This window comes from Rhizobium sp. AC44/96 (assembly GCF_001692185.1).
Lineage (GTDB): Bacteria > Pseudomonadota > Alphaproteobacteria > Rhizobiales > Rhizobiaceae > Rhizobium.
Genome location: NZ_LXKO01000025.1, coordinates 370,885 through 385,625 on the forward strand (window position 1 = coordinate 370,885; position 14,741 = coordinate 385,625).

The following is a 14,741-nucleotide window of genomic DNA, read 5'->3' on the forward strand; positions in this document are numbered from 1 at the left end:
TAGTATTGCCGCCGGCCGAAAGCCGCGGCGTTCATTTTTGGCGCATTTTGTAGATGTGTGTGCAGCGGAAGTGAGGGATCATGGCCAATTTCAAGTGCGTTTTAGTTGGAGATGGATTTCTTCTTGCGCAATGCGCGGAGATGTTGAGGGACGGAGGACATGAACTCCTTGCCGTCGTGACTGCCAGCGAGCCCGTGCGGAGATGGGCTGCCGAAAGGGACGTCCCAGTTTTCGCCCATGACGCATCCTATGCATCCCACCTCGCGGGTCTCGACTACGACTGGCTCTTCAGCATCGTCAACCTGAAGCTGGTACCGGACGCAGTCTGGCGTGGCGCCAAGCGCGGCGCCGTCAATTTCCATGACGGACCGCTGCCTACCTATGCCGGATTGAACACCCCCTCCTGGGCGCTCATGGCTGGGGAAAGACGATACGGCATCACCTGGCATGAAATCACCTCGGGCATCGACGAAGGCGCGATCTATGCTCAGACGCTCTTCGACGTGGCAGAGGACGAGACGGCACTGACGCTGAACGCGAAGTGCTTCGAAGCCGGGATGAGCGCGTTTGCCACCATGCTTTCGGATATCGAGCGCGGTTCTCTGGTCCCCGTACCCCAGGAGTTTTCGAGCCGACGCTATTTCAGCCGTGATCAGCGACCCGCAGCAGCGGGAACCATTTCCTTCCGGCGACCGGTCGAAGAGATTTCCCGTCTGGTGCGTGCGCTGAGCTTCGGCAACGACAGGGCGAATGCGCTCGTCAAGCCGAAGCTGAGAGTGGGCCGTCAACTGTTCCATGTTGCAGATATCGCCAAGCACGATGAGCCCGTCTTTGCAGAGCCGGGAACAGTCCTGTCGGCGGCAATGGGCAGTCTGGTCGTGGCTGCGCCGGATGGAGCCGTGCGCGTCGATCTTGAACATCGTGACATCGATCTTTCCACTGTCGTGCGCCCGGGTGAGCGGTTGCCAGAGTTCGATGACGACGCGGCTCATGCACTGGATGCGATGGTGGCCGAGGCTGCTCGTCATGAGGCCTGGCATCGCCGTGCGTTGGCCAACGTCGTGGACGTCGACCTTCTTGATATCGGCGGGTATCTGTCATCGCGCCCGGCCCGCGTCAACAGCATCGAACTGCCGCTGCCAGCAGCGTCAGACAGTGACAAAGTCGCCATGATTGCTGCATTCATCGGCAGGCTTTCGAAGCGGGAAGCTTTGAGCATCGCCTATGCTGACGAAGAGCTCCGCGCGCCCAATCGGCGCTTTCCCGGCTATTTCTCCGATGCCGTGCCACTGACAGTAACGGCAAAGCGTGGGATGCAGACTGCGGCCTTTGCCGAGGAGACACAGCAATCGCTTGATCAGCTGGTGAAGCGGGGCTCCTACCTTGGTGACCTGGTCGACCGCTCGCCTGACGTGTCCGAGCCGCGCCTGACCTTTGGAATTGCCGTGGGCGAGAATGCTCGCGTAGATGTGATCGAGGGATGCGCCGTTACGTTTGTGCTCGGCGAGCGGGTACAGGTGGCTTACGACGAAAACCGGGTCACCAGTGACTTCATCAAGCAACTATGTGAAAGGCTTGCGGCCTTTGGCGCGGCGTTCGCGGAAAAATCGGGAACATTGGGCGAATTGCCCTTGATGTCCGCCGGCGAGCGCAAGCAGGTGCTGTTTGACTGGAACGAGACTGCGCTCGACTACGAGCGTCATCTTTGCGTACACCAATTGATCGAAAGACAAGTTGGGCTGACACCGGATGCCGAGGCGTTGGCATATCGAGATCAGTCGCTGACTTACGCGCAAATGAACAGTTGGGCCAACCGGATTGCGCAGGTGCTGTCCCGCGAGGGCGTTGGGCCGGATGCTCTGGTCGGGTTGCATCTGCCCCGTTCGCTCGAACTCGTCGTCGCCGCACTCGCCGTCCACAAGGCCGGCGGCGCTTATGTCCCGCTCGACCCGGACTTTCCGGCCGAGCGGCTGGCCTTCATGGCAAAGGACAGCAAGGTCAGATTGGTCATTGCCAAACGCGGCATGGTAACCTCGGGGCTGGGCGATGTTCGCATCGTCTTCGTGGACGATATCGCTGCTGGCGATCCGTCGGTCGAGAGCATTGAAAGCGCCGCTCGTCCCGAAAATCTCGCCTATGTCATCTACACCTCGGGTTCGACCGGTAATCCCAAAGGCGTGATGGTCGAGCATCGCAACGTCGTCAATTTCTTCGCCGGTATGGACGAGCGCATTGGTCGGCGTGCGGACCGCCAGAATGTCTGGCTTGCCGTGACCAGCCTTTCTTTCGATATTTCGGTGCTGGAGCTTTTCTGGACGCTGTCGCGCGGTTTCAAGGTCGTGATCCACGCAAGCGCGGTCGCCAAGAACAAGACGCCGTCGCGGCGCCCGACGGGCAAGGTGCTGGATTTCGGCCTGTTCTACTGGGGCAACGACAACGGAACCGATGCCGGAAAGTATAACCTTCTGCTGGAAGGGGCGAAGTTCGCCGATCAGAACGATTTTCAGGCGGTCTGGACGCCGGAGCGTCATTTCCATGCCTTCGGGGGACCCTATCCGAACCCGGCTGTCACGGGTGCTGCCGTAGCGGCTGTCACGAAGAATGTATCGATCCGCGCCGGCAGTTGCGTTCTGCCGTTGCATCACCCTCTGCGCGTCGCCGAGGAATGGGCGGTGGTCGACAATATCAGCAATGGACGCGTGGCGGTCGCCTTTGCCTCCGGTTGGATGCCGGAAGACTTCGTGCTGCGGCCGGAGAATGCGCCGCCGCGCAACAAGGCGAACCTCGTCACCGAGATCGAAACGGTCCGGAAGCTCTGGCGCGGCGAAAGCGTCGAGTACAGCTTCGGTTCGGGAACGGCTAGCGTCGTCACGCAGCCGCGGCCTGTTCAAAAGGAACTGCCGATCTGGCTGACGACGGCGGGCAATCCTGAAAGCTACAGGGAAGCGGCGCGCACGGGCGCCAATGTGCTGACACACCTTCTTGGGCAATCGGTCGAAGAGCTTGCGGAAAAGATTGCGATCTATCGGCAGACTCTTGTCGAAACGGGGCGCAACCCCGACGACTACAAGGTCACCCTGATGTTGCACACCTTGCTCGGCGAAGACCGCGACGAGGTACGCAATCTCGCGCGCGGTCCGATGAAGGAATATCTGAAGAGCGCCGCAGCACTGATCAAGCAATATGCCTGGGCTTTCCCGGCGTTCAAGAAGCCGCAGGGCCTGTCGGCTCCGTCCGATATCGATCTGCAGTCGCTTTCAACGGACGAGCTTGATGCCATCCTCGAATTCGCGTTCCTGCGGTATTTCGAAGATAGCGGTCTGTTCGGAACGCTCGAGGATGCCCACGCTCGGCTCAGCCAGGTCGCAGCCATCGGCGTGGACGAAATCGCCTGCCTGATCGACTTCGGCGTCAGCGACAATGTCATCCTCGATCGCCTGGAACCGCTGGCGCAATTGGTGCGCGAAGCCCGTACGGTCACCGTCAGCGAACCTGCCGCCGAGCTCGGATTTGCGGGCGAAGTCAGCCGCCATGGGGTCACGCACTTCCAGTGCACGCCGTCGATGGCTCGCATGTTCCTGATCTCGGAGGAAGACCGCGCCGCGTTCGTCGATCTGGAGCAGATCTTCATCGGCGGAGAGGCTTTGCATGGATCGCTGCTGGACGATATGCGGCGCGTCGCCAGCGCGCCCGTGACAAACATGTATGGCCCGACGGAAACGACGATCTGGTCGGCAACCCGCGTCGCACAACCGACCGCCGGGATCGTGCCGCTGGGCGAACCGATCGCCAACACGCAGCTCTATGTCCTCGATGAGCACTTCGAACCTGTTCCGTGCGGCGTGGATGGCGAACTGTACATCGGCGGAGACGGTGTGACGCGTGGCTACCTGAACAGGCCGGAACTGACCGATGAACGGTTCCTTGCGAACCCTTTCCATGAAGGGCGGATGTATCGCACCGGCGACATGGTGCGCATGACGCCGGCGCGCGAATTGCTGTTTCTCGGCCGCGCCGACCACCAGGTCAAGGTGCGCGGTTATCGCATCGAACTCGGCGAGATCGAGGCGAGGGCGAATGCGTTCCCCGGCGTGGAGGAAACGGTGGTTCTGGCACGGGAGGATCAGCCGGGCGATATCAGGATCGTCGCCTATGTCCGCACGAGCGCTGTTCTGGACGAAACGAAGCTGACCGAGCATCTGTCAAAGACGCTGCCGGACTACATGGTGCCAAGCCATATCGTACGAATGGATGCGTTTCCGCTGACGCCGAACGCCAAGGTCGATCGTGGCCGACTGCCGGCGCCGGGCGCCGGTGGAGACCGCGTCGTTGCGGCAGAGTTTGTAGCTCCTGCCGACGGACTGCAGCGGTCGATTGCCGAGGCGTTCAAACGTGTGCTGGGCGTCGAGAGGGTTGGCCTTGCCGACAATTTCTTTGCCCTGGGTGGTCATTCTCTGCTGGCCGTGCAGGTCCATCGCGACCTGAAGGCGGTCGTCGCGCCCGATCTGTCGATCACCGATCTCTTCCGTTTCCCGACCGTCGGGCAACTCGCGGACTTCATCGCCGATCGCGGAGCGAGCGAGAAGCACCTGGCTAAGGTCGCCGATCGCGCCGCCATGCGGAGAAACGCGATGGGGGATCGGCGCCGGGAATTTCAGCGTAGCTAGCGGGCGGTGATGAAGCTGTTCGAAGGTCTTTTTGACGGTTCCGTGGCGACGGCGGAGACGCTTCTCGATGGCGAATGCCCGCCTTTGCTGCCTGAGGAGGCGGTTGCCGTGCGCGGTGCCGTCGCTGGCCGCCAGCGAGAGTTCGCCTTTGGTCGCTTCTGTGCCCGTGTTGCGATGTCGCGGATTGGACAGCAGGCACTTGCGGTTCCCATGGGGTCAGATCGTGCCCCGATATGGCCGGCAGGGTTGGTTGGAAGCATCACCCATTCAAGAACGCATTGCGCAGCCGCGGTTGCCGCGACGTCTGATGGCGTTCGCTCGATCGGCATCGACCTCGAGGAGGCGACGCCACTGGAGCTTGATCTGGAAGTTGAGATCTGTACTGCGTCCGAGCGCCGCTGGCTCGCGGTAAAGCCGGACGTGGAGCGCGGGTTGTACCTGAAAGCAATCTTCTGTGCCAAGGAAAGCGCTTACAAGTGCCAGTATCCTGTCACCCGGCAGCTGATCGGCTTCGATGCAATCGGAATTGAGCTTGACGTCGATAGCGGGACATTTGCCGCGACATTCGAGCAGGATGTCCTGCCCTATCGCGCCGGCGAGCGATTGTCGGGCCGCATCCGGTTTGCCGCCGGCCATATCGCAACGGCGGTCGTGGTGTAACACGCGCCGGTACTGGTCAGGCGCGGCGCTGCTGGCGGCTGAAGAGTTCCTTGACGAACAACTGCGTAAGCGGTGCTACCGCAAAGACATACCGACGCCACAACCGCTTGGGATCTGATGCGAGGCGGTGGGCCCATTCTAGGCCGGTCTGGCGCATCCATAACGGCGCCCGTTTTCTGGTGCCGACAAGAAATTCAAGTGAGGCGCCGACACAGAAACCCACGCCGGAGGCATCCGTGCGCTGGGCGAGCGCATGCGCAATCTTCTCCGATTGCGGCGATCCTATCGCGATAAACACAAAACGCGCCGGCTCCGCGGCGACAAAGTCGACGCAGGCCTGAAGGGCGGTGGGATCGTTCATGACGCCCTTGGGCGGAACGTGGCTGCGAAAGTGGACCTTGGGGTAGGCGAGCTCCATGTCGTGAACAATCGATGGGTCGGCTGCTATCAGCGTGACCACATCGCCGTCCTTGACCACCGTCTTGAAGATGCGTGCTGTCAGGTCCGATCCCGTGACCAGGGGCAGGTCGAGCGATACCGCATGGGCCAGCGCTGCAATCGGCCGGCTGTCGCAAAGGGATATCCACGCGTCGTCATAGTATTGCGCCAGCATTCGGTTGCTGCTCAGCCGAACGACATGATCGACATTCGGCGTCACGACATAGCGAAACTTGCTCTGGTCTTCCGGCGCTGCGACGAGGTCGACGGCTACGTCCTGCGGGATGGGGTCGAAGGGCGCCCCGAGGAAATAATGCCGGTTGTGGCCGGCGACGTATGCAGATCTTGCCGTAGGTATTTCCACTGCACTCATAGTGTATTTCCCCGCGGTTGAAAGCGCGCACACAACCAGCTCCGCTGAAAGAACAATTTCAGCAAGCATATGTTTTTATTGGTGATTTCAGACTATACGAATAACAGGCCGACGCAATTAACCCCGCGCTTACCATTTCGAGGTAAGCGGCGCTTGGATTCGCGATATTCAAGCGAAAATGGATATCTCCGAGATCATCATAAAGAACTACATAGACCGTTGGCGGTTGCTCATTTTTTCATGGTATAAACAGAGTAATGTTCCAAATTCTGCGTTATTAGAGGGGCAATACTGTGATTGACACGGCAATACTATCCGTCGCGACGCTGCTGCCTGCAGTTCTCTCCGTTCCGATTGCATTTTTCTTCCTCGAATGCGTTGCCGGAAGCTGGCCGGCAAAGAGACGACAACGCGTAGAAATGACAATCCGGCCGCCGGTGGCGATCTTGGTCCCGGCACACAATGAGAGCGCCGGCATTGCCGATACGCTGAGAAACATCCGCGCGCAGATGCGCGACGGAGACAGGCTGGTGGTCGTCGCCGACAACTGCGACGACGATACCGCGCAGGTCGCGCGGGCCGAGGGGGCGGAGGTTGTCGAGCGAGCGGACAAGGAGCGTCGAGGGAAGGGCTACGCGCTGGATGCAGGCATTCAGCACCTGCGGCAGTCGCCTCCACGCGTCGTCGTTTTCGTCGATGCCGATTGCCGGCTTGCGGCGGATGCGCTCGACAGTCTGGCTGCGGCTGCGTTCTCGAGCAACCGGCCGATACAAGCCCGCAATCTCCAGATCGCCCCCACAGATGCGGGGCTGAACCTGGCCGTCGCGGAATTTGCCTTCCTGGTCAAGAACCAGGTCCGGCCACTTGGCCTCGCACGCCTAGGGCTGCCGTGCCTGATGACGGGGACGGGGATGGCGCTCCCGTGGTCGCTGCTGGAAGACGCAAGCCTTGCCAGCGGGCATCAGGTGGAGGACATGAAGTTCGGCCTGGATCTTGCGCGCGCGGGGCATGCGCCGTTGTTTTGCCCTGACGCGTTGGTGACGAGCCTGTTTCCCTATTCCAAGGAGGGGGCCGATACGCAGCGCCAGAGATGGGAAGGCGGGCATCTGAGCATCATGCGCTATGCAATCGGCCGGCTGCTCTCTCCCTCAAGCTGGACGAGGGGCAGTTATGCCGCACTCCTGCTCGACGTCACCATACCGCCGCTTACGCTTCTCGTACTCGTGACGCTGGCGATCGTGCCGCTTGCCGCAATCATCGCCTTTCTTGGCATCGGTCTGCTGCCGCTGGTGATCGCTGCGGCAAATGTTGCTCTGTTGTCTGTCGCGGTCGCTGCCAGCTGGCTCGCCCATGGAAGAGCCGTTTTGCCTGCCCGCAGCTTGGCACAGGTGCCGCTCTATGCCGCGTCGAAGTTCAAGCTCTATCCGAAGACGCTGTTGGCCGGCAACGCGGTTGCCTGGGTGCGAACCGATCGTACGCGACACGACTAGGGAGCGGCCGGATGGCCGCTCCCTAGTCTTTCTGTATCCAAGGAAAAGCAGATATCGCGCTCGCTCAGCCGCTGGTCCAGCGTTGCATGACTTCCTGTACCGCCGTCCACTTGGGATTGGGAGCGCCTTCCTTCTCCAGAAGGCCCCAGCTTCCCCATTGGGAGGGTGTGCTCATGGATGAGAAGAGACCAAAGGTATCTCCACCGACGTCGGCCCAGTTCTGCAGATACTTGACGTAAAGCGGGCCCATTCGCTCATCGCGGTTTGCGGCCATGAACAAGTTCGTCAGGGCGTTGTTGTCGTCGATCCCCCTGGTGTCGACGAGATGCTGACCACCCTCGTAGGCGAAGAGCTTGAGACCGTTTTTAGCAGCGATGTCGGCTTGCGTTTGCATCGCCTTGCGATTTTCGTCTCCGATTTCTCGCTCGAGTTCAGCGAAGAGCTTGTCGAGCGTCAGGTTGGCGGCCTCGGCAGCGCGGTCACGAGAGCCGATGCTGCCGCCGAAATAGGGCGCGACCGCCAGAACGTCGGCATGTTCCTTTACGCCTTCACCGGAAAGGATCGTCTCACTTACCCAGTTGCCGGCAGCCATTGAGGCGTAGATACCGATGACGCGGTCCTTGTCGGCCCCGAATACATCTTCCCATATGGCCAGGATCTCGCTGGTACGCTTTGCATAGTAGAGCAGGGATCGACCACCTTCCGGAAGCCCCAGTCGCGCGCCTTGTTCGTCGGCATACCGTGCTTGATCAAAGAGCGGGTTCCAGACTTCGTTCGAATACTCGACGTTGACATTGAGCTTGGGATCGAGGGTGTCCTTTACCTGCTGCGCAAAACGGCGCACGTAATCATCGTCGGCCTTGTGAGGAATATTGAACCAGGGATCTGCCTTGGTGATATTGCAAAGTTCCACCATATGCTCGAGCGCAACGCCGCGCGGCTGGCTGAACTGGCCCACCTTGGCGCGATCATCCCATTTCTGGACTTCCGAGTTGTTGGTGTTCATCCAATCCATGAAGCGCAGCGTCGACATGCCACTCATGCGCTTCAGGAACGCATCGCGAAATGTTCCTTTCGGCTGCTCGCCGCGCTCGTAGACGCGAATGTTTCGAACAGGGTCGTTCGGATCGGTCTCAAGCAGGATGCAACTGAATGGCGCGTCGTTGCGAAGGTTTCTGACGTTGTCGTAGCCGGGCATCCGGGCTTCGAGCTCCGCACCGCTGAGATAGCCCAGTTTGCCCTTTCCGTCATGGTAGACCGAAAGGGCGACCGGCAGGTTGGTACGATATGGCGTGAAAATGAGAAAACTTTCCAGCATGGACTTCGGCGGAACCACCTTCGGATAGAGGTCGTCGGTGAGCGGCGGTAGCGGATTGTCCCAAGTCCACTGCTTGTCGCTATCCTTCTGCAGGCGCCAGCGGGACGCATTTGCAGCCAGGTTGGAAAAGGCCTGCTCTGTGGAAGCGTAGGAGATACCGGTCAGATTAAGCCCCAGCTTGGCTGTCGACTTTGCGGCGGTGGCACTCGCCTGCCGTGGTCCGCCGATGAGAGGGAGAAGCGCGGAAGCGGAGATCAGCTGCAGGAGTTCACGACGGTTCACGGAAAATTCCTTCTATTGGCCGCACCTGTCGAGAAGCCTCGCGGGCGCACATGAAGACGCACTCTACGCGTCATGGTAGTTGCAGCTATCTAGGATGGTTTCGCATCAGCGAACAAGAACGCCAAATTGCTGACTCCCGCACTGATGGAGGTGCGATCTACGTCTTTTAGGCAACTGCCTGGCGGCCAAGTTCGTGCCTAGTCTAGCACGTCGGTTACTGCGGCCGATACCATTGCTCCCGTTTCACGCGAGTAGAGCGGGATCGGGTTTCTGTACAAACGCTCCGACGCCACGCGGCAGAACGCTTGGTGTCATGTAACGGGTGGGGCAAGAGTATTGGTGATGAGTAGAACGATGGAATCTGATTACCAAGCCCAAGGGTGGGCCGCGTGATGCCCGACTATATCAAGGCCCTTATCTACGTTCTCATCGCCAGCGGCCCGACAGTGTTCATCGTGAGGCGGATTGCCGTTCCCGTGATTGGCGAGGATGAATTTCTGGTCTGGCGTAACTGCTGGCTCGCGACCACCTGTATTTCCTTTCTGTCCAACAGCTTCCTGGTGTTTTCGGGTTTGCTTCTCCTGGTCTGTGTGTACGGCTTCAAGAAAGCGCGCGAGCCGTTGTATCTCTATATTGTGTTGATGTTTGCGGCGCCCTGCGTGTCGGTCAACTTCGGAATTCCCGGCCTTTTCGCCAGTATCACGGCGCTTGATCCACCCAGGCTGCTTGCCGTCTTCATTCTCCTGCCCATCGGGGTCTCCCTCTGGCGCGACAAAGGCAACCGAAAAGTCAGCCTGGCGGATATCTTTGCTGGCGGCTACGTTCTCATGATCTGTGCGCTTGCGTCGCGGTTGGGAGATCTGAACTCCGTCTTGAGGGCGTGCATGGCGCAGTTCCTTGGTGTGGTCGTACCGTATTTTGTCTTTAGCCGCGCCCTGCGAACCGCCTCGGACGTCAACCGCACGCTTCTGGCCTTTGCCGTTGCTGCACTACCGATCGCCGCAATCGGTACGTTTGAGTTCCTGAAAGGCTGGCCGGTCTATCCGGGGGTAGCGGCCCGGTGGGACAGTGCAACCGGTTCGGGCTATCTTTTCCGGGACGGCATGCTGCGTGCCAGCGCGACATCGATGATATCGATTTCGTTCGGTTTCATGTGCATGGTTGGCGCGGGATGCCTTTTCGCGCTCAAGACCAAGGAACGTTTCGGCCTTTGGCACTACGCCGCGACGGCAGTGCTGCTCGCGGGCCTGTTTGCGAGTGTCTCTCGCGGGCCGTGGCTTGGTCTGGCTATCTGTGTGGCGGTGATACTATCGACAAATCTCAAGGCGGCCTCGAAGTTCGTTGCGGCCGCCGTTCCCGTGGGCGCCGGATTGGCGCTTATTTCGGCGTCTTTCATCTACCGCTTCATCAATCTTCTTCCCTTTGTGGGCAGGGCCGACAAGGCGAGCGAAACCTATCGGTCCGACCTCTTTGACGCTGCATTGCTGGTCATTCGGCAACATCCCTGGTTCGGTTCGCCGACCTTTCTCAAGGCGCCCGAGCTACAGAAGATGATGCAGGGGCAGGGCCTTATCGACATCGTGAACTCCTACTTGCAGATCACGCTCGAGTTTGGGGTGGTGACGCTGATCTTCTTTGCTGCGTTCTTTATCCTGAACGCCGCTCAGCTTGCGATCCTTGCGATGCGGAAAGCGCCGAAGCATGTCAATTACGTCGGCATTCTCGGCGTGCTTTTGTCCATCATGTTCACAATTGCCACGACGAGCAGCGTCACCTTCGTCCCCTACATCTACTGGACGTTTGCAGCCATGGGCGTTGCGTTGATGCGCATGGGGCTCGGCAGTACCCGTCAAGAGACTGCCGAGCCGATCGTTTCAAAGCCCCAGATGCGCGTATTGAGAGCCGGCGCCTAAAACGGGGCTGCCGGCAATCGGCTTATCGGCTTCAAGCGGATTCGGCTTGGATCCCTGACCCAGTACCCATCGATAGATGGCAAGCGCCTGATCGGCCTTGGCCTGCCAGGTAAAGAGTTCGCGTACCCGTCGGCTGGCTCCGGCACTGAGCTCCGCGATCAGGGATGGGTTTGCTGCAATCCGTTCCAGCGTCTCACGCAGACCGGCAATGAGGCTTTCGCGATCGGAAAAGTCGATGGCAATGCCGCTGCCGGCATCGATCAGTTCGGGCGGTCCCCCGTAGTTGGCGACAACAGGCACAAGCCCGAGCGACATGGCTTCCAGGACGACGCCACCGCCGAATTCGCGGATGCTGGGGAGTGCCATGACATGGCAATCGCGCAAGGCGTCGGCCAGTGTCTCGTTCGGTATCCAACCGAGGAAACGCACCTGGTCCTCCAGCCCGTAACGGCGCACCTTGTCTTCCAGTTCCTGGCGCAGGGGTCCGTCGCCAACGATGACGATCTCCAGCCGGCGCTCTCCCTTGTAGGCGGCGACCGCGTCAAGCAGCATGTCCGGCCCCTTGTAGGGAACCAGCCGTCCGACAAAGGCAATGCGAAGCGTGTCGCCTGTCAGTTCGCGCTTGCGGAAGGGGAAGCGTGTCGGGTCGGCAGCGTTTTCCGGAATGAAGAAACTGCGCTGTGCGCAGCTTCCCGGCAATTCACTCAGCGTATACCGCGAGCCTGCGATGATCGCAGAGGCATTCGTCCTTGTTGCCCGGTAGCCCGGCATCAGCCGGTGGAGCCGTCGGATCGCCGACAGCCATTCCCGCTCGCGGTTTCGAACATCTCCGAAGCCGGCCGGCCACGGCACGCCGCCGTTGAGGGGGCCGAGCACGAAGGGGACGCCGTGTTTCTTCAGCCGTCCCGTGATGCCGCTCGGAATGGTCGGACTAAGGGGCGTGATGCGGTGGACGAGGTCGAATTCTCCCGCGGCAAGGCGATGGCCGAGCTGCCGCCAGACTTCCTTCTCGAAGCTGTAATAGGAGAATGCGGATATGGCCGTGACGACCGTCCACCCCTTGTTGGAACCACCGCGCAGGTATTCGCCCATCAAGAACGCGGCGCGTGCGACCTTTTCGTTGTCGATCGCAACGAAATCCTGTCCTTCCACCAGCCCCGCCCGCAGGATGGCGTCGCGGTTTCTGATGTGGGTGGCTATCAGCCCATTGGTCTTCTTGAGGATCGCATGCGCGAAGTTCCATCCGACCAGTGGGACACTGGCCCATTCCGGGTTTGCGGCTTCGGCGATCAACAATGGGCGAAGAGGAGACTTAAGGGGCGCCGGGCTCGTCGGATCTTCGATCAAGGAACTCATCAGGGACCACTCTGCGAGGGCAAGCCCTCAAAACACCGTTACGCGCGCAAGGATCAACGGCTCGGTAGCCGCTCGTTTCGCTTATTCGATTATCGCTGGTGCCTGCACAATCTCAAGTACGTCTTTCGACGATGCGGACCGGCCGTGGCCGCCCCGCAGTCGTCGCTGCCAGATTGTAAGAGGTATTAGCGAGGCACCTCGAAGGTGCCGCTGGTTGCGCTTTGCCGCAAGAGGTCGCAAGGATGCTCTGCCAAGCCGTCTTCGGCCAGCCTGTCCAGAGTAGCGACGACCTCGCACAGACCGCGCGCTTGCGCATAATGCATCGGCCCGCCGCGCCAGCGCGGGAAGCCATAGCCATGGATTTTCACCAAGTCGATGTCGGATGCCCGCAATGCGGTGCGATCCTCAAGGATCTTCGCTGCCTCGTTGACCATTGGCAGGACGATGCAATCGACAATGCCCGCTTCGTCCCAGTCGCGTTGAAGCGTTCCATCCGCTGCCGCGGCGATGAGGCGTGTAACAGTCGCGGACGGCAGTGGGGTGCGGTCGCCCTTGGCGTAATCGTACCAGCCGCCGCCGCTTTTCTGGCCGAAGCGCCCTTCTTCGCACAGCCGATCCGCGATGGGCGCAAACGGGGTTTCCCCACGGGCCCGCGCGGCCTTCCGCTGGAAGGCTGCAATGTCGAGGCCGCCGAGGTCCTGTGCCTCGAAGGGACCCATCGGTAGGCCGAAAGCGCGCATGGCGGCATCCACGGCCTGTGGCGTTGCGCCCGACAAAAGCAGGCGCTCGGCCTGCGCGCGCGTCACCTTCAGGATCCTGTTGCCGATGAAGCCATCGCAGATGCCGGCGCGCACCGGGATCTTGCCGAGCATGCGGGCAAGGGCGAAACCGGTTGCCAGCACGTCGGGAGCCGTTGAGGCTGCTGGCACGATTTCCAACAGCTTCATGATGTTTGCCGGGCTGAAGAAATGCAGCCCGATAAAGCGCTCGCGCCCAGTCATGAAGGCGGCGATATGATCTGGATCGAGATAGGACGTGTTGGTGGCAAGGACCGCATCGGGCCGACAGATCGCCGCCAGCTGGGTAAACACGGCCCGCTTGACATCCAGATCCTCGAAGACGGCCTCGATGACCAGATCGGTATCGGCAAGTCTTGCATAGTCCGTCGTGCCTGCGATCCCGGCCATCCGTGCCACGGCGGTTTCGGGGTCTATCCGGCCGCGCTTCACGGCGCCATCGAAAATTGCCTGCAGGTTGGCAAGTCCGCGCTCGACGGCTGCCTGATCGCGCTCCACCAGGGTCACGGGCAGGCCGGCATCCCTTAGCGATGCTGCGATGCCGGCGCCCATCGTGCCACCACCGATGACGGCCACCGACCGGATCGGGCGCGGCGAGGCGCCGGAGAGTTCAGGCGGGCGCGGTGCTGCGCGCTCGGCGAAGAACACGTGTCGCAACGCCGCCGCCTGATCCGAACCCCGCAGTTGGAGGAAGGTTTCTCTCTCGAACGCAAGGGCTGTTTCAAAATCTGCTTCCGCTGCACTCTTCACGCAGGCAAGCGCGCGCAAGGGCGCCTCTTCGCGTTTCGCACGTGTGGCGACGGATTTGGCAGTCTTGTCCCAGAAGGCGGTATCGACAGCCGGTACCGCGCGGTCGCTAAGCGCAAGCGGCAAGGAGTGAGCGAGTGCAGCAAGAGCAAAGTCGATCGCGCCTTTTTCGAGATCGCCATCGACGATGGCATCGATCAGCCCTTGGGACCGTGCTTTTGGTGCGGCGACCGGCGTGCCTGTCGTGACCATGTCAGCGGCCAGCGCCGGCCCGACCAGTCGGGGCAGGCGGACGGTTCCGCCGGCGCCCGGCACGATGCCGAGGCGAACCTCCGGCAACCCGACGCTCGCGGAGGCGACCGCGACGCGGAAACGGCAGCCGAGCGCGATCTCGAACCCGCCGCCCAATGCGCTGCCATGGATTGCCGCGATCCAGGGCTTGGTGGCGCGTTCGATGCGCTTGACGAGATCCGGCAGGTGCGGCGGCATCGGTGGCTTGCCGAACTCGTTGACGTCGGCTCCGGCAATGAATGTTCGTCCGGCGCAGATGAGAACCACGGCACGCACCGACGGGTCGTTGTCCAGCGTTTCGGCAGCGTCCCACAGGCTTTGGCGCAGGTCCTGCGAGAGGGCATTCACGGGGGGATTGTCCACGGTAACAACGGCGATCTCGCCATTATGCGTGATGGTGACGGTCATG

The 14,741-nt window shown here is 60.9% G+C and carries 8 protein-coding genes; 4 read left to right on the forward strand and 4 right to left on the reverse strand.

What is annotated here, in order from left to right; all coding sequences use genetic code 11:
• The first annotated feature begins 140 nt into the window (after window positions 1–140).
• Together A6U87_RS19220 and A6U87_RS19225 are read left to right on the forward strand one after the other, a co-directional pair.
• On the forward strand, window positions 141–4,667 hold the full coding sequence (locus A6U87_RS19220) for a MupA/Atu3671 family FMN-dependent luciferase-like monooxygenase (RefSeq protein ID WP_083199563.1): 4,527 nt from the start codon (window positions 141–143) through the stop codon (window positions 4,665–4,667).
• A 9-nt stretch (window positions 4,668–4,676) separates the two neighbouring features.
• Window positions 4,677–5,327 (forward strand): 4'-phosphopantetheinyl transferase, encoded by a 651-nt coding sequence (locus A6U87_RS19225; protein WP_065692880.1) that lies wholly within the window; start codon window positions 4,677–4,679, stop codon window positions 5,325–5,327.
• Window positions 5,328–5,343: 16 nt separating this feature from the next.
• On the opposite strand, the gene A6U87_RS19230 is transcribed toward A6U87_RS19225, so the two are convergent.
• Entirely contained in the window at window positions 5,344–6,138 is a 795-nt protein-coding gene (locus A6U87_RS19230) for a WecB/TagA/CpsF family glycosyltransferase (RefSeq protein WP_065692881.1), read from the reverse strand.
• A 293-nt stretch (window positions 6,139–6,431) separates the two neighbouring features.
• Here A6U87_RS19230 and A6U87_RS19235 point away from each other — a divergent pair, with 293 nt between their 5' ends.
• Window positions 6,432–7,628, forward strand: coding sequence for a glycosyltransferase (locus A6U87_RS19235; RefSeq protein WP_083199565.1), 1,197 nt, complete (start codon window positions 6,432–6,434; stop codon window positions 7,626–7,628).
• Window positions 7,629–7,692: 64 nt separating this feature from the next.
• On the opposite strand, the gene A6U87_RS19240 is transcribed toward A6U87_RS19235, so the two are convergent.
• Complete coding sequence (locus tag A6U87_RS19240) at window positions 7,693–9,228, reverse strand: hypothetical protein (protein WP_244499532.1); 1,536 nt, start codon at window positions 9,226–9,228, stop codon at window positions 7,693–7,695.
• Window positions 9,229–9,620: 392 nt separating this feature from the next.
• Here A6U87_RS19240 and A6U87_RS19245 point away from each other — a divergent pair, with 392 nt between their 5' ends.
• Window positions 9,621–11,141, forward strand: a complete 1,521-nt coding sequence (locus tag A6U87_RS19245; RefSeq protein ID WP_065692882.1) for an O-antigen ligase — start codon at window positions 9,621–9,623, stop codon at window positions 11,139–11,141.
• On the opposite strand, the gene A6U87_RS19250 is transcribed toward A6U87_RS19245, so the two are convergent.
• A complete protein-coding gene (locus A6U87_RS19250) occupies window positions 11,103–12,497 on the reverse strand; it encodes a glycosyltransferase family 4 protein (protein ID WP_065692883.1) in 1,395 nt (464 codons plus the stop codon). The two genes, A6U87_RS19245 and A6U87_RS19250, sit on opposite strands and share 39 nt — an antisense overlap.
• Window positions 12,498–12,682: 185 nt before the next feature.
• Window positions 12,683–14,740, reverse strand: coding sequence for a 3-hydroxyacyl-CoA dehydrogenase NAD-binding domain-containing protein (locus tag A6U87_RS19255; protein WP_065692884.1), 2,058 nt, complete (start codon window positions 14,738–14,740; stop codon window positions 12,683–12,685).
• Window position 14,741 lies beyond the last annotated feature (1 nt).